Annotated in this window: 20 protein-coding genes; 5 read left to right on the top strand and 15 right to left on the bottom strand. The window is 54.4% G+C overall.

Features of this window, described 5'->3' with window-relative positions:
- Positions 1–16 precede the first annotated feature (16 nt).
- Positions 17–1,015, top strand: coding sequence for a Gfo/Idh/MocA family protein (locus CJP46_RS14790; protein WP_094596373.1), 999 nt, complete (start codon positions 17–19; stop codon positions 1,013–1,015).
- A gap of 41 nt (positions 1,016–1,056) precedes the next feature.
- The gene (locus CJP46_RS14785; protein WP_094596372.1) at positions 1,057–1,995 is read left to right on the top strand and encodes an aldo/keto reductase; all 939 of its coding nucleotides are present in this window, start codon (positions 1,057–1,059) and stop codon (positions 1,993–1,995) included.
- A gap of 145 nt (positions 1,996–2,140) precedes the next feature.
- Here CJP46_RS14785 and CJP46_RS14780 read toward each other — a convergent pair whose 3' ends face one another.
- From CJP46_RS14780 to CJP46_RS14755, 6 genes are read right to left on the bottom strand one after another with little or no spacing between them, the layout of a single operon-like run.
- Positions 2,141–3,031 carry a carbon-nitrogen hydrolase family protein gene (locus CJP46_RS14780; RefSeq protein WP_094596371.1) on the bottom strand — a complete coding sequence of 297 codons (891 nt, stop codon included), beginning with the start codon at positions 3,029–3,031 and terminating at the stop codon, positions 2,141–2,143.
- Between the two features lie 17 nt (positions 3,032–3,048).
- Positions 3,049–4,041: an ABC transporter ATP-binding protein gene (locus CJP46_RS14775; protein WP_094596370.1), complete on the bottom strand. Its 993-nt coding sequence runs from the start codon at positions 4,039–4,041 to the stop codon at positions 3,049–3,051.
- A gap of 13 nt (positions 4,042–4,054) precedes the next feature.
- Positions 4,055–4,954 (bottom strand): ABC transporter permease, encoded by a 900-nt coding sequence (locus CJP46_RS14770; protein WP_179281175.1) that lies wholly within the window; start codon positions 4,952–4,954, stop codon positions 4,055–4,057.
- A 14-nt stretch (positions 4,955–4,968) separates the two neighbouring features.
- The gene (locus CJP46_RS14765) at positions 4,969–5,913 is read right to left on the bottom strand and encodes an ABC transporter permease (RefSeq protein WP_094596368.1); all 945 of its coding nucleotides are present in this window, start codon (positions 5,911–5,913) and stop codon (positions 4,969–4,971) included.
- An 18-nt stretch (positions 5,914–5,931) separates the two neighbouring features.
- Positions 5,932–7,551, bottom strand: coding sequence for an ABC transporter substrate-binding protein (locus CJP46_RS14760; RefSeq protein ID WP_094596367.1), 1,620 nt, complete (start codon positions 7,549–7,551; stop codon positions 5,932–5,934).
- A 31-nt stretch (positions 7,552–7,582) separates the two neighbouring features.
- Positions 7,583–8,560: an ABC transporter ATP-binding protein gene (locus tag CJP46_RS14755; RefSeq protein ID WP_094596366.1), complete on the bottom strand. Its 978-nt coding sequence runs from the start codon at positions 8,558–8,560 to the stop codon at positions 7,583–7,585.
- A 375-nt stretch (positions 8,561–8,935) separates the two neighbouring features.
- Between CJP46_RS14755 and CJP46_RS14750 the strand changes: the two genes are divergently transcribed.
- On the top strand, positions 8,936–10,330 hold the full coding sequence (locus CJP46_RS14750; protein WP_094596365.1) for an amidase: 1,395 nt from the start codon (positions 8,936–8,938) through the stop codon (positions 10,328–10,330).
- A gap of 83 nt (positions 10,331–10,413) precedes the next feature.
- Complete coding sequence (locus tag CJP46_RS14745; RefSeq protein ID WP_094596364.1) at positions 10,414–10,671, top strand: hypothetical protein; 258 nt, start codon at positions 10,414–10,416, stop codon at positions 10,669–10,671.
- A 115-nt stretch (positions 10,672–10,786) separates the two neighbouring features.
- Here the strand turns inward: CJP46_RS14745 and CJP46_RS14740 are convergent, their stop codons facing one another.
- Entirely contained in the window at positions 10,787–11,716 is a 930-nt protein-coding gene (locus CJP46_RS14740) for a LysR family transcriptional regulator (protein ID WP_179281174.1), read from the bottom strand.
- Between the two features lie 211 nt (positions 11,717–11,927).
- Here CJP46_RS14740 and CJP46_RS14735 point away from each other — a divergent pair, with 211 nt between their 5' ends.
- Positions 11,928–12,572, top strand: coding sequence for a cysteine hydrolase family protein (locus tag CJP46_RS14735; protein ID WP_094596362.1), 645 nt, complete (start codon positions 11,928–11,930; stop codon positions 12,570–12,572).
- Between the two features lie 98 nt (positions 12,573–12,670).
- On the opposite strand, the gene CJP46_RS14730 is transcribed toward CJP46_RS14735, so the two are convergent.
- The 8 genes from CJP46_RS14730 to CJP46_RS14695 all read right to left on the bottom strand — a co-directional run bounded on the left by CJP46_RS14730 (position 12,671) and on the right by CJP46_RS14695 (position 21,799).
- Positions 12,671–12,994, bottom strand: a complete 324-nt coding sequence (locus CJP46_RS14730) for a hypothetical protein (protein WP_094596361.1) — start codon at positions 12,992–12,994, stop codon at positions 12,671–12,673.
- A gap of 229 nt (positions 12,995–13,223) precedes the next feature.
- On the bottom strand, positions 13,224–14,984 hold the full coding sequence (locus tag CJP46_RS14725; RefSeq protein ID WP_094596360.1) for a glycoside hydrolase family 2 protein: 1,761 nt from the start codon (positions 14,982–14,984) through the stop codon (positions 13,224–13,226).
- 28 nt (positions 14,985–15,012) lie between these two features.
- Complete coding sequence (locus tag CJP46_RS14720) at positions 15,013–16,032, bottom strand: acyltransferase family protein (RefSeq protein WP_094596359.1); 1,020 nt, start codon at positions 16,030–16,032, stop codon at positions 15,013–15,015.
- Positions 16,029–16,835 (bottom strand): carbohydrate ABC transporter permease, encoded by an 807-nt coding sequence (locus tag CJP46_RS14715; RefSeq protein ID WP_094596358.1) that lies wholly within the window; start codon positions 16,833–16,835, stop codon positions 16,029–16,031. The genes CJP46_RS14720 and CJP46_RS14715 overlap by 4 nt, the downstream gene beginning before the upstream one ends.
- Before the next feature lie 3 nt (positions 16,836–16,838).
- Entirely contained in the window at positions 16,839–17,720 is an 882-nt protein-coding gene (locus CJP46_RS14710) for a carbohydrate ABC transporter permease (RefSeq protein ID WP_094596357.1), read from the bottom strand.
- A gap of 83 nt (positions 17,721–17,803) precedes the next feature.
- Positions 17,804–19,153 carry an ABC transporter substrate-binding protein gene (locus tag CJP46_RS14705; protein WP_094596356.1) on the bottom strand — a complete coding sequence of 450 codons (1,350 nt, stop codon included), beginning with the start codon at positions 19,151–19,153 and terminating at the stop codon, positions 17,804–17,806.
- 298 nt (positions 19,154–19,451) lie between these two features.
- Positions 19,452–20,393, bottom strand: a complete 942-nt coding sequence (locus CJP46_RS14700; RefSeq protein ID WP_094596355.1) for an ArsR/SmtB family transcription factor — start codon at positions 20,391–20,393, stop codon at positions 19,452–19,454.
- Positions 20,394–20,827: 434 nt separating this feature from the next.
- Positions 20,828–21,799, bottom strand: a complete 972-nt coding sequence (locus CJP46_RS14695) for a Gfo/Idh/MocA family protein (RefSeq protein ID WP_094596354.1) — start codon at positions 21,797–21,799, stop codon at positions 20,828–20,830.
- Between the last annotated feature and the right edge of the window lie 94 nt (positions 21,800–21,893).

The following is a 21,893-nucleotide window of genomic DNA, read 5'->3' as shown; positions in this document are numbered from 1 at the left end:
GAGATGAGACACGAACATGAGCCAGAAATTGAAATGGGGCGTCCTGGGCTGCGCGGGCATCGCCAAACGCTCGGTCATTCCCGGTGTGCAGCAGTCCGAGCTGAATGAAGTCGCCGCCATCGCCAGCCGGAACGAGGAGAAAGCTAAGCAGACGGCGGCGGATCTGAATATCCCGGTCGCTTACGGCAGCTATGAGGCGCTGCTTGAGGATCCGTCCATCGACGTCGTATACATTCCACTGCCGAATCATCTTCATAAAGAATGGACGATCCGCGCGGCCGAGGCCGGCAAGCACATCCTATGTGAGAAGCCGCTGGCTCTGACCGAAAGCGAAGCCGCCGAAATGGCCGAAGCCGCCGCCAAAGCGGGCGTATACTTGTCCGAAGCCTTTATGTATCGCTACCACCCACGATACGAAAAGATCAAACAGATCATCGACTCGGGCCAAATCGGCGACATCCGCGGTATCCGCAGCGCCTTTACGTTCAACAACGCCGGCGACAAAACGAACGTCCGCTACCGCAAAGACTGGGGCGGCGGCTCGATCTATGACGTCGGATGCTATCCGATCAACGCCGCACGGCTGCTGCTCGGCAAAGAGCCGATCGCCGTCACGGTGAACGCCTTCTTCTCGCCGGACCATGACGATGTCGATATGATGGCCTCCGGTCTCATCGAATTCGAAGGCTCCGTCGCATTGACTTTCGACTGCGCCATGTGGGCCGCGTCGCGCAACCCGCTGGAAATTCTCGGCACCGACGGCATCATCGAGGTTCCTTCGGCTTACGTCACGCCGACTCCGGGCAGCGGCAACTTCTACTTGACCGTACGGGGAGAGCGGAGCGAAATCGAGGTTCCTCATGTAAACGCATACAGCCTGCAGGCAGACCAGCTTGCGCGTGCCATCAACAACAAGACACCGCTGCAGTTCCAGCCCGCTGACGCAATTCACAACATGAAAGTGATCGATGCATGTTTGCAATCGGCACGGGAGCATACCCGGGTAGCTCTGTAAACCAACCGTAAAAACCACAATAGCTTAGGAGGTAATGATCCATGGAATATATTTCGGTTAAAGGTTTGGATAAAAAAGTATCCCGTTTGATGAAAGGTACAGATTACTTTTATCACAATGCATACGATAAAGCTGCGGCCAACATGGACGCGTATCTTGCCATCGGCGGCAACTCCGTCGATTCGGCCCACATCTACTGCGGAGGGGAAAGCGAGGAAGTTCTGGGCCGTTATATGAAGGAGCGCGGCAACCGGGATCAGATCGTCATCTTGACCAAAGGCGCCCACCACGACCAGAACGGTCCCCGCGTCAACAAGGAGGCGATCCGGCACGATATTACGACCAGCCTGAAGCGGCTGCAGACCGATTTTATCGATCTGTATGCGCTGCACCGGGATGATCCGAACGTTCCTGCCGGCGAAGTGATCGAAATTTTGAACGAGTATGTCAAATCAGGCACCGTCGGCGCCATCGGCTGTTCCAACTGGACGTGGCAGCGCATCAAGGAAGCCAACGATTACGCCGCCGAGAAAGGCTTAACCGGCTTTACCTTCAACAGCCCGAACCTTAGCCTTGCCAAGGCAAACGAGCCGTTCTGGAAAGGCTGCGTCTCGGCCGACGCCGAAACCTGCTCCTGGCATGAAGCCGAGCAGTTCCCGCTCTTCTCCTGGTCTTCCCAGGCGAGAGGCTTCTTTACCGGCCGGTTTACGCCGGAAATCCGCGACAACGCCGACCTGGTTCGCGTATTCTACAGCGACGCCAACTGGGAGCGCCTGGAGCGGGCGAAGCAGCTGGGCGCGGAGCGCGGCGTGACCGCCATCCAAATCGCCCTCGCTTACGTGCTGAACCAGCCGTTCCCGACATGCGCCCTGATCGGCGCCCAGTCGGCCGAAGAGCTGCGTTCCTGCGACGAAGGCTCCCGGATTCAGCTGAGCCGTGCAGAGCTCGACTGGCTGGACCTGACTTCGGACCAACGCTAAACGATAGAGCAGCGGCAGGCTGCATTCGGTGACATCCAGGCGTTCCGACGCCGAGCTTCTCTCGAGTGACGGAAGCATGACAACAAGCCGCCTTTTTCCTGGTCAAACGGACCCGGCAGAAGGCGGCTTGTTCGTTATTGACAGACTAATTTACACGATGGCGGCAGCTGGAGGTTTGGCAAGCACTTTGTTTTCCGAGCTGCCCGCCCACTTGCCATCCCGGGTAATGCCGCTTAGCATGTTCAGGTAAATGTCCGGTCGCCAGCACGACCGCCTCCTTGTCCTCAACCGGCACCCCCTTGTATTCCGCGCCGATGTGGTTTGCCGGACCGACGATCATGCTGCCCCCGGGAAAATACGAATCGTAATCCTGGCCGACGAGGTTCGAGCTGACGATGAACGTGCCGTTCTCCAGCGATCTCGATTTGAGCGTCGTGTAATACAGGTCCTGCCAACCCTCCGCGTTGTGGATAGCCGTCGGATTCAAATACATCCGCGAACCGAGTGCCGTATAATACCTGACCAGCTCCGGGAAGCAGTAAGAATCATAGCAGATCCCAACCCCCACCGGCCCCCAAGGCGTGTCGAACATGAACGGCTGGCCGCCCTTCGTCGCCCACATCGACTCCTTGGCTGCCGGATGGATTTTGCGGTAGGCGCCGATCACGCCTTCAGGGCCGATCACGGCTGCGGAATTGTAGATGATGTCCGGCTCTGCATCATCCCGCTCCGGCATTCCAAGAACGACATACACGCCATATTCCTTTGTTAACTCGGCAAGGGCCAGCGTCGAGTCGCCGGGAACCGGTTCGGCGTTCAGCCGCTGCATTTCAGGGTCGTCATCTTTGACACCGTAACCGGTGAGTGCTGTTTCCGGAAACAATATCAAATCGGCCCCCTGCTTCGCCGCCGTCCGCACGTACCCTTTCAAGCGCTTCAAATTATCCGCCTTATCCCCCCATTTGGGGTGAAAATTAACCGCAGCCACCGTAACGATATCCTGAACCTCGCTTAAGCCGAACTTTGGATTTGTCATTGTATATCCACACCTTTCTACAAATTTTGAACGGCACCCATTCCTTCTTGCGCCAGCAGGCACGCCGCCTGATGACCCTCACCCACCCGAACGAGGGGAGGCACTTTCTCTGCACAGCGCGCTTCGGCAAACATGCACCGGGTCCGGAAGCGGCAGCCGGACGGCGGATTCAGCGGGCTGGGGAGGTCGCCCTTCAGCGGCACGATTTCCGGCGTCTTGCGGACGGCAAGATCCACCGATGGCACCGACTTCAGAAGCGCCTGCGTGTAAGGATGCCGCGGGTTCGAAAAAATTTCCTCTGTCGGCCCTTTCTCCACGACGCCGCCCAAATACATCACCATGACATCGTCGCTCATGTATTCCACCACATGCAAATCATGAGAAATAAAGATCAGCGACAGGTCGAACTCCTTTTTCAGATCCTGAAACAGGTTCAGCACTTGGGCCTGCACCGATTTATCCAGTGCCGACACCGCCTCGTCGGCGATGACGATATCGGGTTCAAGCACGAGCGCCCTGGCGATGGCCACGCGCTGCCGCTGTCCGCCGCTTAAATGATGCGGATACTTGGCGGCATAGGATCTGGGCAGACCTACGGCATCCAAATAACGGTAGGCTTGCTTACTGGCGGCAGCCCGCCCTGTCCCATTGGCCCACAGAGGGAACGCTACATTGTCCAGAATGGTCAGCTTCGGATTCAGCGAAGAATAAGGATTTTGAAACACCATTTGAATCCGTTTCCTCATTATTTTCAAATCGGAACCGCCGAGCTTCAGCAGATCCTCGCTCTTGTATCGGACCCGCCCCTGGTCGGGCTCAATCAGTCTCATGATCAGCCGGGCCAAGGTAGACTTGCCGCAGCCGGATTCGCCGACGATGCCGAGCGTCCCTTTGGATTTCAGCGTGAAGGATACCCCGTTGACGGCGGACACCCCTCCCTTCGTCTTTCCGAACATCCCCCGCAGGGGAAAGGTCTTGCTCACACCGGTCACGTCAAGAATGTGCTCCATCCGTTATCCCTCCTTAGCCTTTACTGTCCAGCACATCCGACAAGGCGTCGGATACGATGTTAAGCGCAAGCGATGTGACGAAAATAAAGATGCCCGGGACGATCGTAACGATCGGGTCTATGAATATGACCTGCTTTAAATTGTTCAGCATAAATCCCCACTCCGGGGTCGGCGGCGATACGCCGAGACCGAGAAAGCTCAGACCGGATGCGAGCATGAGGCAGATGCCGATCTGGGTTGTGCTGTAGACAAACAGCCGGGAAAAGATGTTTTTCACGACATGAAACCGGATGATGAGTCCCGTACCGGCCCCGCTGGACAGCGCGGCTTCGATATATTCCTCCTTCCTCACCTCCTTTACGGCCGTTTCGGCGATGCGGGCAATCGGCGGAATGAAAACGATCGTCGCCGAGATGATGATGTTGCTGATGCCCGGACCCAGCGAGGCAGAGATGCCGATGGCCAGCAGAATCGCCGGAAACGAGAACAAAATGTCCAGCGTACGCATGATGAGCGTGTTAACGATGCCTTTAAAATAACCAGCGATGATCCCGAGCCCGCCTCCGAGAATAACGGCGATGATGACCGGGGTGATGCCCGACAACAGGCTCAGCCGTCCCCCATACAAGATCCGGGTGAGCAAGTCCCGGCCCTGCTCATCGGTGCCAAGGAGATGCCCCTCCGACCCGACGGGGAGCAGCCGCTCTTTGACGTTGCCCGCGTAAGGATCGTACGGGGACAGCCACGGGGCGGCCAGGCAGGCGAGTACGATCGCCAAGAGAACGATCAGCGCGGCCAGCGCCGCTTTCCGGCTGCAGAACGCCCGCCATCGCTCAGCAGCCTGCGAGGGCTGTTTCGGCATGCCGGCGGCGGAAGCCGCGTCGGGAACGAAGGATTGTACATTGGAAGCCATGCTGCCCACTCCTTTCATGAATGCCTTACTCTTGGATCAAGAACCGCATGCAGCGAGTCGACCGCCAGATTAATGAGGACAAAAGCGACGGCTACCACAAGCACGCCCGACTGGACGATGGGAAAATCCCGCTGTCCGATCGCCTGGTAGATCAGCTGGCCAATTCCTGGCCAGGCAAATACCGTTTCCACGAGGACGGAGCCACCGATCAAATAGCCGAATTGGAGCCCGGCTACCGTCAGAATGGTCGGCATGCCGTTCTTGAGCACATGGCGCAGCACTTTACCCGCCGGCGCGCCTTTGGCCTGCAGCGCAAACACGAAGTCCTGCTGAAGCAAATCCGCGATCGTGCTGCGCACCATCCGGGTCATGACACCAAGCGTCGTCAAGGAAGCGGCGATGGTCGGGAGGATCAGATGCCTCAAGGAATCCAGCGGACCTCCGCCCCCGATGCTCTGCATCCCGGAGGAAGGGAGCCAGCCGAGACTAACGGAGAAAATTCCGATCAGAATCAGCGCCGCCCAGAAGTTCGGCATACCGATTCCCGCAAGTCCCAGCATGTTGAACAGGGAAGCCGCCCACGATTTAGGGCGATACGCACTATATACTCCAATGGCGATGCCGAGGCCGAACGATACGACGGCGGAAGCCGCGGCCAGCACCAGCGTATTTCCTACAGCCGGGAGCAGCAGCTCGCTGACCGGCAGGCGCTTGATGATGGACGTCCCCATATCCCCTTGAAACATATGAGCCAGCCAATAGACGAACTGCAGATAAACCGGCTTGTCGAGCCCAAGCTCGTGCGTTACCCGCATGCGCTCTTCTTCGGTCGCATCCGCGGGGACGATCGTGTTGACGGGATCGCCGGGAACCATTTGGAGCATCAGAAACACGATGACGGATACGCCAAGCAGCGTGGGGATGAACAGAAGCAGACGTTTACCGATAAAAGAAACCATGCGCGTATACCCCCTTTTTCACTCGATGGAGATGCCCGTCAGATCCGCAAACCAGGACTGGGGCTGAACAAAGCCGTGAATGTCCGGCGCAAGCACCCTCAAATTCAGGTCGTGCACGACGAAGATCCACGGGGCGTCCTCCGCGATGATCGCCGATGCCTGCTTCAGCAGTACGTCCCGCTTGGAGGCGTCAAAGCTGGTCTGTGCCTCGTTCAAAATCCGATCCAGTTCTGGGCTCGTGTATCCGCCGATATTCATGCCTTTCGGAAACAGAGCCGCCGACGAGAAAAAGTTCGGGAACGAGTTCGGGGCGATGGTCGGCAGTGAAATATTGATCGCGCCCAGTTCTTTGCCTTTGGGAAAACCTTGAAGATACTGGGTCAGAAGCGACTGCCACTCGATGGATTCGATTTTCACGTCGATTCCCACAGCCTTCAGATCCTTCTGAACGAATTCGTTCATCTGTACCGGCCACATATTTCCCGATCCGCTAGTCGGAACCAGGAAGGTAGTCGAGAAGCCATTCGGATAACCCGCTTCCGCAAGAAGCTTCCTAGCTTTATCCGGATCATAGGTATATGGCTCTGCGTCGGAACTGTACCACGCATGCCCTTTGTACATCAGCTGTGTCGCGGGGATGGATGCGCCGCCCAGCAAGTCGGCGCTCATGCCTTCGCGGTCGAGGGCGTAATTGGCCGCCTGCCGCACCTTTTTGTCTTTCCATGGGCCATCCGCCGTGTTCAGGACATACGGCCAAATGTGTGGATACGTATTGGTCAGCACCTGGAATCCCATGCTTTTCAGCTGCTCGATCGATTCCGTTGGCGGGATCTCGGCCCAGTTGACCTCGCCGGACTGAATGGCCGCAAGCCGGGCGGACGGATCGCTGATTGGACGGAGCACCACCCGATCCAATTTAGGGACTGTACCCCAATACTTGTCGTTTTTGTCCATGATCAATTCCTGCCCCTGCTTCATGCTCACGAATTTGAAAGGTCCGGTACCGACGGGATGATTCGCATAATCCCCGCCGTACTTCTTGACCGCTTCCGGGCTCGGTATCAGAATGCTGGCCAAGTCGTACAGCAGAAAGCTGTACGCTCCGTTGGTATAAATCCGGACCGTGCTTTCGTCAGCCTTGGCGTATTTCGCGATAAACCGAAGCGAGCTGCCGGTGGAACCGGCGATCTTCGCGTCGTAATACGGAGAATCCGGCTTCAGCAGACGGTCGAGGGCAAAGATAACGGAATCCGCGTTAAACGGCGTTCCGTCGTGGAACGTGACCCCTTGGCGCAGGTGAAAGGTCCACTCAGTCGGATCGCTGTCCGAGTGTTCCCATGATTCGGCCAATCCGCCTGCGAGTTCCGCCGGCTTGTCGCCCTGCGTCAAATCCCATTTCACCAGCGCGTCGTACAGCTGATAGCCGACGAAACGCATTCCTTCGTAACCTTCGGTCGGCATCGTGTCCGGTACCGGAATGTTGGCGGCGGACATGGCAATCACCAAGGTCCCTTTCGCCGACGAGCCTTCGGCAGCCGCCCCGCCTCTGCCGCATCCGCTCAGAACCACTGAGAGGCACAGAATAAGCAGCAGCGGAATGATGGCATACGTTTTTTTCAAGCTTGCGCGTGATTTCATCTCCGGCACCTCCACATGGCATCCATTTATTTTATTGGGCGTATCTCTCCCGGCCGGCAAGCTGGAAGCAGGCCGCCTGCTGCGATCTTCCCGTGCTTACGTAGCCCGGGACACTCTCCGTGCACCGGCTCTCAGCATAAGGACAGCGCTGCGCAAAGGCGCAGCCATGCGGCATTTCCGTGATGAGCGGCGGCTGCCCGGTAATGGTGGACAGCCTTCCCTTCTGCTTGCTCTGGGGAGTCGCCGCGATCAGTCCGGCCGTATAGGGATGCATGGGTCTGGTCAGCACCTCCTCCGCCGGTCCGAACTCGACGATTTTGCCGGCATACATGACGGCGATCTCGTCGGCCATTTCGGCGGCCACGCCGATATCATGGGTGACCAGCACGATCGACATCCCGTACTCGGCTTGAAGCTCCCTGAACAGCCGAAGGATTTGTGCTTGAATCGTGACGTCCAGGGCGGTCGTCGGCTCGTCGGCGAGAAGCAGCTCGGGATGGCAGCCGAGCGCCATCGCAATGACCGCCCGCTGCCGCATGCCGCCGCTCATTTCGTGCGGATAGGCACGCACCCTTTCCTCCGGTGAAGGAATGCCGACTTTTCGGAACAGCTCGATCACCTTTTCCTTCGCCTCGCTTTTCTTTACCTTTTGGTGTACCATGATCGTTTCCTTCAGCTGGTCGCCGACCCGGTACAGCGGGTCGAGCGCCGAGAGGGCGTCCTGAAATATCATGGCTACCCGGTTGCCGCGGATCGCCACCATTTCTTTAGGTGATTTGTCCAGCAGTTCTTCTCCTTCAAGCTTGACGCTGCCGGCAATGTTTGACCCGCGCTGCGTCAGCCGCAGAATGGAACGGAGCATGACGCTCTTCCCCGAACCCGATTCCCCGAGAATTACCGTCGTTTTTCCCTTTTTGACCCGCAGGGTAACTCCCCTGACGGCATCCGCCATCCCTTTCTTGGTCGGAAATGAGGTGACAAGGCTGTCGATTTCCAAAAGATTTGACATGATATTCCCTCCTTCGCGGCTTCTGAAGTATGGATCTCCCCCAGCTTTTATAGGCGGCTCTCTTTGCGGTTTGCTAGGGGGTATCGTTCATGTCATAAATACTAACACATTTTATGGAATGTTAGGATATCGAAACATTCTATACCTTGCATTCGTCCATTTTCGGATAAATTATGTTATGTTTCTTGACAATTACCTCCCGATCCACTGAAATCGATTGGATTTTGGCGCTCGCATGCCATGAATTTCCCATAGACATGACACCTATTGATGATAACCTCGTGGTGTACGGATGCCATTAAAAAAAACCATGAACTCAAGTAATTCGAGAGGTAGAGCCATTCAAATCATGATTTCGCGAAGGAGATGTTATCTATGACCATCCTGCATCAGGAGCTTCTGTACGATACGATCGCCGCCTTGTCGGAACGGATTCGCAGCCGCCACATTTCGCCCGTTGAAATAACGCAGATGCTCCTCAAACGTATTGAAACGCTCAATCCGTCGCTGAATGCGTACGTAACGGTTACGGCCGATCTCGCGCTCGCCCAAGCCAAAGCAGCCGAATCTGAAATTATGAAAGGAGAATATAAAGGGCCGATTCACGGAATTCCCATCGCTCACAAGGACATTTACCACACCCAGGGAATCCGGACGGCGGTCGGCTCCAAAATCCTCGAAGATTTCGTACCGGAGGCGGACGCTACCGTCGTCCGCAAACTGGGGGAAGCTGGTGCGGTCCTGCTCGGCAAAGTGCAGACCCATGAGTTTGCTGCCGGAACGCTGACGAACAGCCCGCATTTCGGTCCCTGCCGCAATCCGTGGAACCTGGAGAAATCGCCGGGCGGCTCCAGCGGCGGCTCGGGATCGGCCGTCGCAGCCGGACTCGCCTATATGGGGACCGGCACGGACACCGGCGGCTCAGTCCGCATTCCCGCAGCGGCCTGCGGCATTGTCGGATTGAAGCCGACATACGGCCGGATCAGCCGCCATGGCATTTTTCCGCTATCGTGGTCGCTCGACCACGCCGGACCACTGACCCGCTCGGTCCAAGACGCCGCCATCTGCCTTCAGGCCATGGCGGGGTACGACCCGCTGGACGCTACGTCAGCCGACATACCCGTCCCGGATTTCACCGGCATGCTGCGCAGCGATCTGCACGGTATCACCATTGGGATCCCGTCTTCGTTCTACTACGACGGCATCGATCCAGAGGTGGAAGCCGCCCTACAGGCGGCCATAGAGCAGTTTAAGCTGCTCGGCGCGCAGGTCATTGAAGTGGATATTCCGCTCTTAAGCCGCGCCGGCGCGATCGGCAACGGAATTTGCATGGGGGAAGTCGCCTCCATTCACGAGAAGTGGTACCGCGAACAGCCGGAGCAGTACGGCCCGGACGTGCGGGGAATGATCGAAGGCGCACGCCTGATCCCGGCCGTCCACTACTTACAGGCACAGCGGGCACGCCGGCTGCTGCAGCAGGACTATATGCAGGCGCTGTCCGCAGCCGACGTCCTGCTGGCACCAACCCTCCCGGCAACCGCGCCAGGCATCCACGACGTCGAAAACAGCATGCGCTTCGCGGAACTCACCATGCCGACGAACGTAACCGGCCTGCCGAGTCTTGCCATGCCGTGCGGCTTCTCGGACGCGGGGATGCCGATCAGTATGCAGCTTATCGGCAAACCGTTTGCCGAAGCAGAACTGCTCGGCATCGGTCATGCGTATGAACAAAGCACGGATTGGCAATTCCGTCATCCGGAGCTGGACTGAACGAAAAATCCGGCTCAGGCTTCATCCGCTCAGCCGGAAGACCGAGATGAACCGCCACACACCAAACCAGAGGAGGAAAAACGATGAATAACGAAGCGAAGACAGCGGTCACCACCCAGGAAGAAAAGCATGCGGAAGCAAACCTGGCAGAAGAGCTGCATGCAGCGATCATTGGCATCCCGATGGCCAAAGCGCGTATGGAAGCAGCAGCATCCGCCGCAATTCAGCTCCTGTCGCTTCTGGGCACTTTGTATGACATCAATGTCGAGGGCATCGAACCCGTCCTACAGCCGATGTTCAGAACCGGGATGACGACTGCACCTGTAAACCCTGCATCGTGATGAACCAGCGCTGCAATGATTCCTGCCTTTGAGCCTATACAAAAGTAAAAAAGCACCCTCCCGGTTTTCTCTTCAGGAGGGTGCTGCTATAAGAAATCGGTCTGCCCATATGCATTTAACCCGGCATGCACCGGGCGAGCAGCCTGCGCTGCAATTCGCCGATCGGAACGCCAAGTTGGACGGATTCCGAATAAGCTATACATACCGGCAGAGCCGGCAGCATGGAACCGAAAGGAATCATTCGGATCGGATAGGCCTCGAGGTACAAATCGGGAACATAGCATTTGGGCACGAACGTGTATCCTTGGCCATTGGCCACGACCCCCAGCATCATATCGCTGCTGTCCACGATTTGGAACTTGTCGGGTGTGGATCCAAACAGTCCAGACAGCGCCTCCCATACATTCAAATAGGTGGCGATCGGATTTTCGAACAGTACGAACATGTCAGACTTGAGCACGTCGATAAAGTCATCCTTGCGGATCACACCCTTATAGGTCTCCTCCGAACACAGAAGTACCCATTCATCATCCAGAAGGTGCACCGACTGCAATTGGCGGCAGTCCTTCACGTCATAGAATAGACCGATATCGATGACCCCGTACTCGATCAGGTCAATGAGCAGCATGGAGGAACGGGAAACATACTTGCATTTCAAATCGGGGCGAATGCGCCGCAGCTCGGCGACCAGCGGGTACACGAACCTGCTGGACAGGCCCGTATCTATGCCGATCACCACCCGATCCATGCGGGTCACTTCGGCAAGGGAAAGATCGAACTTCAGCAGGTGCGCCTTGTTCAGCATTGCGGAGGCATTGTTAAACTGGCTAACCATCTGGATCGCGTAATACAGAAAATAATGGCCTTCCTGCGTCAGCTTTACCCCGTCCCAGCCCCGGTCCAGCAGTTTGACCCCCATCCCCTCTTCAAGCTTGCGTATTCTCGCGCTAAGCGTCGGCTGGGTGACATGCAGCGTCTGGGCAGCCTTGGAAATGCTTTTCTCCTTGGCGATCGTCGCGAACGAATGCAGACCTTCCAGATCCATTCCATCCCCACCTTCCATGAGCATTGGTTTTACCTATCAGCGGAACGAGAACCACACTCACAATATGTCACTATAATTAACATGAATTCACCTATTTATATCATATTTCTAATCGTTTAGGGTATAAAAAAGTGCGATATCCTATAAATTTCATTTAAATGTTATATTATTTGACATAAATACGAAAAAATCTAATTTGGAGGGATTTTAAATGAGCACAAATGCATGGCTTCATCCGCAGGAAACTGCCCTGATTATTATCGATATGCAAAACGATTTTTGCCACGAAAACGGGGCCTGCGGCCGCGCAGGCATCGTCAACATCCCGGCGTTTCAGGCTTGTGTGAAGCCCATCCGTGATCTTATCGACCAGGCAAGGGACAGCGGGGTGCCGGTCATCTTCGTGCAAATGACGCTGGACGCAGGCACGACATCTCAAGCCTGGACGCTGCAGCATACGGTCAGCGGCAATCCTCTTCGGATCGTCGAGAAAGGCAGTTGGGGCACGGAGCTGTACGGGATAGAACCCCAGGCCGGCGATCATGTGGTAGAGAAGCACCGGTACAGCGCATTTATCGGCACCAATCTCGATTTGACGCTGCGCTCGCTGGGATGCAAATCCGTTGTCCTGACCGGTGTCCTGACGAATGTGTGCGTGGAGTCGACCGCCAGAGATGCGTTCATGCTCGACTATAACGTGACACTCATTGAAGACGCCTGCGCCGGTTCATCCCTGGACGCTCACCGAATGACCTTGTCAAACATCGGGCAGTACTTCGGAAAAGTCATGAAGTCCGGAGACGTGAAGGCGGTCTGGTCGGAATTAGCGACCGGCGCTGCAGCCATGAACGGATGAATAGCGCAGGCTAAGAGGCTAATCTACATTTATTCGGTTCCGCTCAATAAGCAAAAAAAAGGGAGCCCGCCGGCTCCCTTTTCTTCATTAACGATTATTCAAACGCTTTTATTGACTAGCTCCGCCTTAAACACGCCATCCAGCGTCTCACCGGCGTCCAGCCGTTTCTTTAATGGAACTTTGACATCTCTGGCCAGTTCCTTGAAGAACGTCTGAACATCGCATTTTACGTCGTCCAGATGCACGTTGATGGTACCATCGGCCGTAATGTCGCGATTGTCTTCGGACGGAACCGACACGACAAGATCGTACTTTTTCATCAAAGTCTTGCTGTACCTCGAGAACACTTCGATCAACTCATCGTTTTTGAAATTCCCGATGGCATTCTTGCCTTTGTTTGTAAAAATCAGCTTCATTTCCATTTCTCATTCCCCTTTTCCTGTAGCACCATGGTTTTTTTCGGACTCGGGTTCCATTGGTCACGCGATGGTTCTAAACAAAGAAAGGGCCCACTTTATCCAGATCAATCATATCTTTGTCTTTTGTATTATAACAGTCTTTATACCGATTAACTAGGCGATGCCACGATTTACAAAAAAAGAAAGCCCCGAAACGGGACTCTCTTTGGCCTGCTCAAACTTATAACTATTCCTATAAAGTTTCCATTCCCCGCACAATCTCTCGGATCTTCTCCAGCGGAATTTTCGGCTTCCGGTCGTACGTCAGCAGACCGTTAATTTCCTGTTCGACGTCTGTCAGCTGTGTGTAACAGAAGCCCTGAAGCACGGGCGAAGCGAGAGTGCCCAGAATTACATCGGCGAGACGCCGTTCGAAATCCTCCTCATTTGACGCCCCAGAGTAACCCCATCCTTCTTGGTTCCCTTTCTGGAATGAGATTCCTCCAAATTCGGTAAGCAGCAGCGGCTGTCCCTCATAGGGATAACCCGGCACCAGAATCCAGCGGTTTCCCGGTTTTGCCCGCAACGCCTGCTCCACGGTCGAATAGCGGTCAGCCAACACTTCTTTCCGCCATTCATAATCATGAATCGTGACGAGATCGGTCTTCACCAGTTCCCAGCCGTCGTTGGAGATAACCGGACGTGTCATGTCCAGCGACTTGGTCATGTGATACAGCGCCAGCGCATGCTGCTGCTCAGCGGGACTCACCAAAATATTCGTTACGCCCCAGCTTTCATTGAGCGGAACCCAAGCCACGATACAGGGATGATTATAATCCCGCTCCACCGCCTGCAGCCATTCCCGGGTGATCTGCCCGGCATAGGTTTCCGTGAACTGAAAAGCATTGGCCATTTCCCCCCAGACAAGCAGTCCCAAATGGTCCGCCCAGTATAAATAACGGGGATCTTCAATCTTTTGATGCTTTCTTGCGCCGTTGAAGCCCATCTCCTTCGTCAGCTCGATGTCATGTTTCAGCGCTTCATCGGAAGGTGCGGTCAGAAGGCCATCCGGAAAATACCCCTGGTCCAGCACCATTTTCATATAATAAGGGCGGTTATTGAGCAGAACGGCACCGTCCTCGATCGAAATCTTCCGCATGCCGAAATAACTGGCGATCGAATCGACCGCTTGCCCGTCAACCAGAAGCGTAAGCTCCATGTCATACAGATTCGGACGTTCGGGCGACCACCAGCGCCCTAAACCATGATCGTTAAAATCGTGCAGGCGGATGCGGCGCATCTCGTCTTTTCCCGTCACCGAAAAAAAGTCTTCGGAAACGGGCTGTCCAGCGAAGGAGATGACCGACTTTAATTGAAGCTTAGCCCGTGTATCCCAACCCTGAACGAACGCCTGGAGGGACACTTCATTCGTATCGATATCGGGTGTCAGCCGAATTCTCCGGATATGGACGTCATGCACGGGTTCGATCCATACGGTCTGCCAAATTCCCGTAGTCCGCGTATAGAAAATCCCCGCGGATTTTTCTTCCCAGAACTGCTTGCCCCGCGGAAGCGCCGCGTCCCGGCTGTAATCGACGGCTTTCACCACGATCGAGTTATCCGCTCCCTGAAGGAGGTCCGTAATATCCGCGTCAAACGGCGTGTGACCGCCTTCATGAATGGCGGCGAGCCTGCCGTTCACCCATACCTTGCATTCATAATCCACGGCCCCGAAATGCAGAACCAGCCTTTTGCCTTGGTACGCTTCCGGCACCGTAAATGTTCGATGGTACCACACGATGTCATGGAACGAAGGATCTCCGATTCCGCTCAACTTGCTCTGATAGCAAAACGGAACCTGGATGGTCCGCGAGAAGGAAGGATGTTCGTACCATTTTTCCCTCTCGCCGGCCGCTTCGTCATCAAATTCAAAATTCCATACTCCATTAAGATTAAGCCAATCGGCTCTAACCAATTGTGGGCGAGGATATTCGCCGCGCAGCATCTCTGTCATTCTCTCTACTCCTTTGAAGTAATCACGTTTAGCGCGTACGCTTGGTAACGATCCAGCTGCAAAATCCGGATGTGGCGAGCCATCCAGCCGCGTACAGCAAGCCGCCGCCGCTTCCGACGAGAAGGTCCGGCTGGCTGCTTTTCACCGTAAATATCAGCAAATTGCTGAGCACCAGGTACAAAAGCACGTTTCGCCCCATCGCTTCCAGAAAGCCAAACGCATACGGAACACGCTCCAGCACCCTGGCCAGCAAATAATAAGCATATAAAAACAATGCGGCACCGATAATCCAGAACAACGAAGGCGGAAAACGCGAGGGAAGCTCCCCGGCAAACCGCCAGTTTGCCGCAAACAGCCCCGTTGCAAGCACCGATCCGACGAGAACGCGCCAGTCGAAACGAATCTGGTATTTGGCGAACAAGACCCCCAGCAGGTAATACGGAAAATATTGAACAGGCGGGAACGAAGCGAAATCCCTCGTACCGACCAATAACCCGAGTTGGGGAACTTGGACCACGCCATAAGGAAACAGCGTCGCAGCAAGCAGTACGCCGGCTGCTAGAAAACCCAGCCACTTCCGTCCGGAAACCCAGCGCAGCGGAACGAACAGCACCAAGCCGAGAACCATCAAATAAGTGAACGATACCAAAAACTCGGACCAGCCCGGGATATCCTTCAGCAGCATAATCGGCCGTATCGTGTCCCAATTGAGCTGCGCCCCGTCATGGAACACCCGGAACGCCGTTCCGGACACATAGAAAGCAAGCAGCGTTTTCAGCGCAGCAACCAGCATCCGCGGGCAAGCCCTGCGAAACGGCTTGGAATAATAAGCAAGCTGCGATACGTACCCGAAGCTGAACACGAACCCTGAGAAGGTGATGAGATTAAAGAAATCGATCCAGCGGCTAATGGACGGGTATACGACCGGATCGCTGAAAAATTGCAGCGTATGGCAATACACCATCCCGACGATAAGCATTCCCTTGAACAGATCGATGGCACGTTCGCGCCGTTTGGGTTCATTCCCGGCAAAAGCTGCCCCGCTCACCCTTTAATCCCCGAGAGGCTGATTCCTTTAATAATTTGCCGTTCAAAGATCACAAACAGAATAATGATCGGAATGGAAGACAACATGTTCACGACCATCGGCTTCACGTAATCCTCCGAGTACTGGCTCATCAAGGTCGGAATTCCCATCGGCAGCGTAAACAGCTTATCGTTCGTCAGCGACAGGAACGGCCACAGGAAGTTGTTCCACGAGCCGATGAAGGTCAAGATCGCCATGGAGGCGAGCGCCGGCCGGGTCAACGGCAGCATGATCACCGCAAATATTTTCCACACCCCGCCCCCATCGATCTGCACGCTCTCAATGAGGTCGTTCGGGATGCCGTCAAAAAATCCCTTGAGCACGATGACCGCCATCGGCGAAGCCAGCGCCGTGATGATCAGTCCCTGATACGAATTCAGCAGATGCATATCCTTAGCAACCTGATACAGCGGAATGATGGTGGCTTCTCCGGGAATCAGGAGACCGGCCAAAATGAAAAAGAACATGATGGCTTTGAGACGAAACGGAATTTTGGACAATGCATAAGCCGCCATCGCCGCAACCAGAACGGTCAGAACCGTAACGACGCCTGCGACGAAGAAGCTGTTCCACACCCACATCATCAGCTTGGTGCCGCTGATAATTTGTGCGTACACCGCGAAAGAATATGGCGGCGTAAACCAGTCGAACAAACCGGAGACCTTCATTCCTTCCTGCTTGATCGATACGACCAGCATCCAGACCAACGGGATCAGAAACACGCACGCCGCAATGACAGAAACGATACGGTACACCCATTTCATGCCTTAAGCCGCCTCCTTCCGGTTGTTAATGACATATTGGATAATCGACAATACGAGCAAAATCGCAAACAGCATATAAGACATGGTCGCCGCGTAACCCAGATCATTTTTTTTGAATCCGCTCTGGTAAATATACTGGATGATCGGCCTTGTCGAATCCAGCGGTCCGCCGCCCGTAATGATGTAGATTTGCATGAACACTTTATAGGAAGCGATAATTTGCAGCATCAGGATCATCCGCGTGATCGAATTCATCATCGGCAGCGTGATCCGCCAGAACATCTGCCCCTTGGCCGCGCCGTCCAGCGATGCCGCCTCATAAATTTCGTCCGGAATTTCCTGCATGGCGGACAGATACAAAATAAAATTGAACCCAACCGTCCACCACAGCGTTAGTGCCGCGACCGCAATCCAAGCCAGCGACTGCTCGGTGAGCCAAAAGATTTCCTTCCCTTCCGCCAGGATGCCGAGCCCATGCAGAAACCCGTTAATAAAGCCGGTATAAGGCTGGAACATAAACAACCCCAAATACGACGCCACCGAAACCGAAAGGATGCTCGGCAGAAAAAACGCGCTGCGGTACAGCTTCTGCAGCCGGGATTTCCGGTTCGCGATGAGAGCCAGCACGATGGCCAGCACGATCATGGCCGGTGTCGTCAGAAATACGAATATCGTAGAATGCCATACCGAAGCCCAGAACTGGTCGTCATGAAACATCCGCTGGAAATTATCCCATCCGACATATTTCATCTTCCGGATCAGGGTCCATTTATAAAAGCTCATCTGCGCGCCCTTGATCATCGGCCAAATCGTAAACAACAAATACACGATCAGAAAGGGCAGTAAAAAAATCAGTGCCTGCAAGTCGATCCGAAGCTTCTTCATGACTCATCTTCCTCTCCCGCATCGCTAAGGCAGGTTTGGAGCCAAGTGCTCCAAACCTGTCCGATGGATCATACCCCTCAAGGTTACTCGCTTAAAATTTTGCCGATCTCCGTCTGCATTTTATCAACGGCATCCGAGCTCGACATCTTGTTGGACCATACTTCGTTCAAATATTTGAAGAGCGCGTTATCGCGGATCTGCCAGTTCTTGTCGGAATGCTTGCTGAATTTAACCGTGCTCGCCACCGAGACGTAATCGCTGCGGTACGGCATCTCTTTGAATTCCGGTTTGTCGAACACAGCCGGCTTCGAAGGGATATGCCCCGCTTTTGCCCAGATCTCTCCGTGATCAGCGATCCAGTTGGCGAAAATCAGCGCGGCTTTGCGTTTCTCCGGATCTTCGCTGCTGGTTGCCGGCAGAATGATCGTATGCGAATCGCCCCATGTTGCTTCCTGGTCGAAAATTTTCGGTATCGGCATCGCACCGAATTCAAGCCCTTTGGTCTTCTCCCACGTTCCCGTCGCCCACACGCCAGTCATCATGATCGCCGCATTTCCGCTCTGGAACGATTTATAGAAATCCGGATCGTTCAGCTTGATGAAATTGTACTTATGGTATAAGTCCTTGATATAATCCGCGGCTTTCACGGCTTTGTCCTTGTCGATGTCCGGTGATTTCAGATCGTCGGACACTACGTCATTGCCGCCCTGCTGTGAATAAAGAGCCCACCAGAAGCGGAATGGATCGTCGTTGGTGCTCGAGAGCGCAAATGGATATTTGCCTTTCGGAAGCTTCTCCTTCAGCGTCGTCAGGAACTTGATGAACCCGTCGCCCGATTGCTCCAGGACCGGTTTGCCGTCTTCGCCGAGCAGTCCCGCTTCTTTAAGCAGCGCTTTATTGTAATACATAATAAACGGATGCGTATCGATCGGAACGGCGTAATGCTTGTCATCGTAAATGGAAGCTTCCAGAATGTTCTGGTTAAACGTGCTCCAGTCGATGTTTGCATCCTTCGCCGAATCATCCAGTTCGGTGGCAACCCCCTGGTTGATCAAGTCGGGAAGACGGGAAATATGGGAGATGCCCACATCCGGACCGTTGCCTGCCCCAACCGCCGTAATCAGCTTCGTATAATACTCGCCCCACACGAGCTTTGTATTTTTCACCTGAATATCCGGATGCTCCTTATTGAACTGGTCCACCATGGCCTGCATGTTGTCCCCGTCCCCGCCGTCAAACAGCGTCCAGAAGGAAAGATCAACTTTCTTGCCGCTGCCCGCATCTGTTGAAGCGCTTTCACCAGTACCGCCAGACGCATCCCCGCCTGCGCTGTCCGAACCGCTGCTTCCACCACTTCCGCCGCTGCCGCAGGCGCTGAGCAATAAGGACAGAGATAACAATGTGATCCACATGAAGCTGAATTTTCTTCTCATACGTACCCCCCAATTTCGTCAACATAGTCGTTCTAAAGAACAATTATATTGTTTTATTACAACTTTATTGTTCTTATGGGGCTATATTACGGCTAAAATTCTATTTTGTCAACGCATTCATTTCGTTTTCTTGTAATTAATTTTTTACCAGTTCCAAGACTGCAGTATTTAAAATTGGAGTCAAAGGTATGACGGTTTAGAGATAAGTGCCTTAACCACCAGCCTTTTCCATTCAGATCTGCAGATCCAATGATAACCACAAAAAAACCATTGTTACAAACTTGTTGTAACAATGGTTTTACGCTTCCTCCGTCATGGGAACATATTGAATCCGCATCTTGATGTCCTGCTCATAATCGCCGAACTGCCGGCCGAAAATGTTCACCCCGCCTTTATGGACTGCATTTGGATCCACGCCGATCCGCATACGCAAATTCGGACGCTCTTCAAGCTGAAGATCATTGATACCCACATCCGATACCTTTTTCATGTCCAGTGTCGTTCGGTCCTCTTCAACCCGCCATGTTTTCAAGAGGCCGTACTGTGTCGTCCAATCGAGCCACCAGGAAGGGTTGAGCCGGCCGCGGCGGTCTCCGAAATCTCCCGGGCTCGTCCACATCCCGATCTCGAATCCGTTCAGCCAGACCGATATATCCGACGGCCAATCGTTATCGAAGTTGGGTGCTTCCGAGCAGAGTTCCATGGACAGCTCCAGCGATTTGATTTTGACATTTTGCGGAAGCTCCAGCGGCAAAATGTACTCCAGGTATCCTTTGCGGAGCCAAATGATCTGCGCTTCGATATGCTTCGGATGGTAGAAGCTCGCCGGCTCGTCCTCCCGGATGATCATCTCGGTGCCGCTCGCCATGCCGCAGGTCGGGTATACCTCACAATCGCTGTACAATCCGATCGGGATTTCGACCTCATACACGCCGTAGTTTTCCTTGCTCGATTGTATGGCCGGGTTGAGGCTGATATGTATGTCATCATAACTGCGGGTGCATACCTTCATCGCACCTCTGGCTGCAGGCAGCAGCTCCGTCGTCAGCAGCTTGGCGGCCTCCAAAATTTTGACGTTGTTCGCCACCGTCGACACCGGCAGCTTGAGCGCTTCTGAAATTTCGATAATATTCATGCTCCGGGTATAGAGCAGTTTTAGCATATCCACCCTCGCCCGGGTGGACAATGCATGGGCAACCTGAACCAGTTGATCCGGCTCATTCACATTCAAATCCAACATGCTAATCCTTCCTTCTTGTTCCAGCTCTGTTTATGCCTACAGATGAGTTTACCTTGTTTGGGACAGCAGAATCAAGATCTTTGCAAGAAAACAAGAACAAGGGAAGGAATGGATCCCGCCCTTTATCGTGCATGAAAGCCTTCGATCCGGGAAATCAGCCCTTTCGGTCGGCGCCGTCCCTCATCGTACTGATGATGCAAAATGGCTAAATATTGACTATTTCACTCATCGATTTGAAGTATACAATCACTGAATCCAAAAAATCCAAATTGATAGTTCGAAAACGGTTTACCAGATTCTAATCTGCAGTACCCCGTCATATCCTGATTATGGAAAAGGACGTGATCACGCACAGCATCGACTATTTTATACACTGCTCATGCCCATCAGGATTACGCAAAAAAGGAGCCCGAAGGCTCCTGAAAGGGGTAAATTCACCCCCTCTTATGAATGGTCACCGGCATTCCGCTTTGTGCCGATTCGTTGGCGGCCAGCGTCACTTCCAGCGTGTGCATGACTTCTTCATACGGCGCCAGAATCAAGCTCTTGTCTCCGGTCGCTACAGCGCGAATGAAAGCATCGTCCTGGACCTTGTAGAAATCGGATTTGCCGCGAAGTATGATCGTCCGCTCCGGTTCCAGAATGGTGAGCGACGTCCCTTCCAGCGTCAGTCTGAAATCCCTTCCAATGATCTCCAGAGAGGAACGGCTGTCCGGCTGAGGCAAAAACCCGGTGTCGATGTGACCGATCGCGCCCGAATCAAATACCAGGTTGACCGAAGCGGCATCCGGCGTCGTAATCCCGGGAACGTCCTTGTTCAGCAGCAGTGCCATGTCCGCACTGACCTTGTGAACGGTTCCGGCCAAATATAGCATAAGATCGACATTATGGGTCGTCTGCTCTACCAGCTGCCCGCCCGACTTGGCGTGGTCCACCCACCAAGGGGTATCCGGCAATCCGCCGAACCGATGGGCCCGCACCATAGCGATTTCTTTGCCGGCCAGGTACTGTTTCGCCTTCTGTACAGGCTCCATATACCTTAGGCAGTAGCCTGAGGCCGTTATGACGCCCGCTTTACGAATCAAATCCGCCTTTTGCCGCACAACGTCCATATCAAGACCCAGCGGCTTTTCCACCAACAGATGAATCCCTCTTCCCACCGCCTGCTCTTCAATATCGCCATGGGCAAAGGGAGGAACGCACACAAAGAGAGCATCCAGACTTTCGTTCGCCAGCATCCGCCGAATATCCGTATAGGCGACGCCTCCATACCGTTTTACGGCTTGCTCAGCCTGCTTCGCGGAAATATCGCACACGGCGACCAGCTCTGCCTGCTCATGATCGTCAATATTTTTAAAATGCTCGGAGGCGATTCCGCCTGCCCCAACCAAGCCAACACGTACCATCATAGGACCTCCTTACATACTGTTCATAAGGGTGAGCGCTAAAAAGCATTCACACCTGGCGCTAAGCCATCACTATTTTTCGAATGTTGCCCAG

The sequence above is a fragment of the Paenibacillus sp. XY044 genome (genome assembly GCF_002257645.1).
Taxonomy (GTDB): domain Bacteria; phylum Bacillota; class Bacilli; order Paenibacillales; family Paenibacillaceae; genus Paenibacillus_AQ.
The sequence above is the reverse complement of the archived record's forward strand: the minus strand, read 5'-3'. Positions and strand labels throughout refer to the sequence as shown.

Bases quoted from the DNA above. Each gene is read 5' to 3' on its own strand.
- CJP46_RS14790 (WP_094596373.1), top strand. From the start codon at position 17: ATGAGCCAGAAATTGAAATGGGGCGTCCTGGGCTGCGCGGGCATCGCC.
- CJP46_RS14785 (WP_094596372.1), top strand. From the start codon at position 1,057: ATGGAATATATTTCGGTTAAAGGTTTGGATAAAAAAGTATCCCGTTTG.
- CJP46_RS14780 (WP_094596371.1), bottom strand. From the start codon at position 3,031: ATGACAAATCCAAAGTTCGGCTTAAGCGAGGTTCAGGATATCGTTACG.
- CJP46_RS14775 (WP_094596370.1), bottom strand. From the start codon at position 4,041: ATGGAGCACATTCTTGACGTGACCGGTGTGAGCAAGACCTTTCCCCTG.
- CJP46_RS14770 (WP_179281175.1), bottom strand. From the start codon at position 4,954: ATGGCTTCCAATGTACAATCCTTCGTTCCCGACGCGGCTTCCGCCGCC.
- CJP46_RS14765 (WP_094596368.1), bottom strand. From the start codon at position 5,913: ATGGTTTCTTTTATCGGTAAACGTCTGCTTCTGTTCATCCCCACGCTG.
- CJP46_RS14760 (WP_094596367.1), bottom strand. From the start codon at position 7,551: ATGAAATCACGCGCAAGCTTGAAAAAAACGTATGCCATCATTCCGCTG.
- CJP46_RS14755 (WP_094596366.1), bottom strand. From the start codon at position 8,560: ATGTCAAATCTTTTGGAAATCGACAGCCTTGTCACCTCATTTCCGACC.
- CJP46_RS14750 (WP_094596365.1), top strand. From the start codon at position 8,936: ATGACCATCCTGCATCAGGAGCTTCTGTACGATACGATCGCCGCCTTG.
- CJP46_RS14745 (WP_094596364.1), top strand. From the start codon at position 10,414: ATGAATAACGAAGCGAAGACAGCGGTCACCACCCAGGAAGAAAAGCAT.
- CJP46_RS14740 (WP_179281174.1), bottom strand. From the start codon at position 11,716: ATGGATCTGGAAGGTCTGCATTCGTTCGCGACGATCGCCAAGGAGAAA.
- CJP46_RS14735 (WP_094596362.1), top strand. From the start codon at position 11,928: ATGAGCACAAATGCATGGCTTCATCCGCAGGAAACTGCCCTGATTATT.
- CJP46_RS14730 (WP_094596361.1), bottom strand. From the start codon at position 12,994: ATGGAAATGAAGCTGATTTTTACAAACAAAGGCAAGAATGCCATCGGG.
- CJP46_RS14725 (WP_094596360.1), bottom strand. From the start codon at position 14,984: ATGACAGAGATGCTGCGCGGCGAATATCCTCGCCCACAATTGGTTAGA.
- CJP46_RS14715 (WP_094596358.1), bottom strand. From the start codon at position 16,835: ATGAAATGGGTGTACCGTATCGTTTCTGTCATTGCGGCGTGCGTGTTT.
- CJP46_RS14710 (WP_094596357.1), bottom strand. From the start codon at position 17,720: ATGAAGAAGCTTCGGATCGACTTGCAGGCACTGATTTTTTTACTGCCC.
- CJP46_RS14705 (WP_094596356.1), bottom strand. From the start codon at position 19,153: ATGAGAAGAAAATTCAGCTTCATGTGGATCACATTGTTATCTCTGTCC.
- CJP46_RS14700 (WP_094596355.1), bottom strand. From the start codon at position 20,393: ATGTTGGATTTGAATGTGAATGAGCCGGATCAACTGGTTCAGGTTGCC.
- CJP46_RS14695 (WP_094596354.1), bottom strand. From the start codon at position 21,799: ATGGTACGTGTTGGCTTGGTTGGGGCAGGCGGAATCGCCTCCGAGCAT.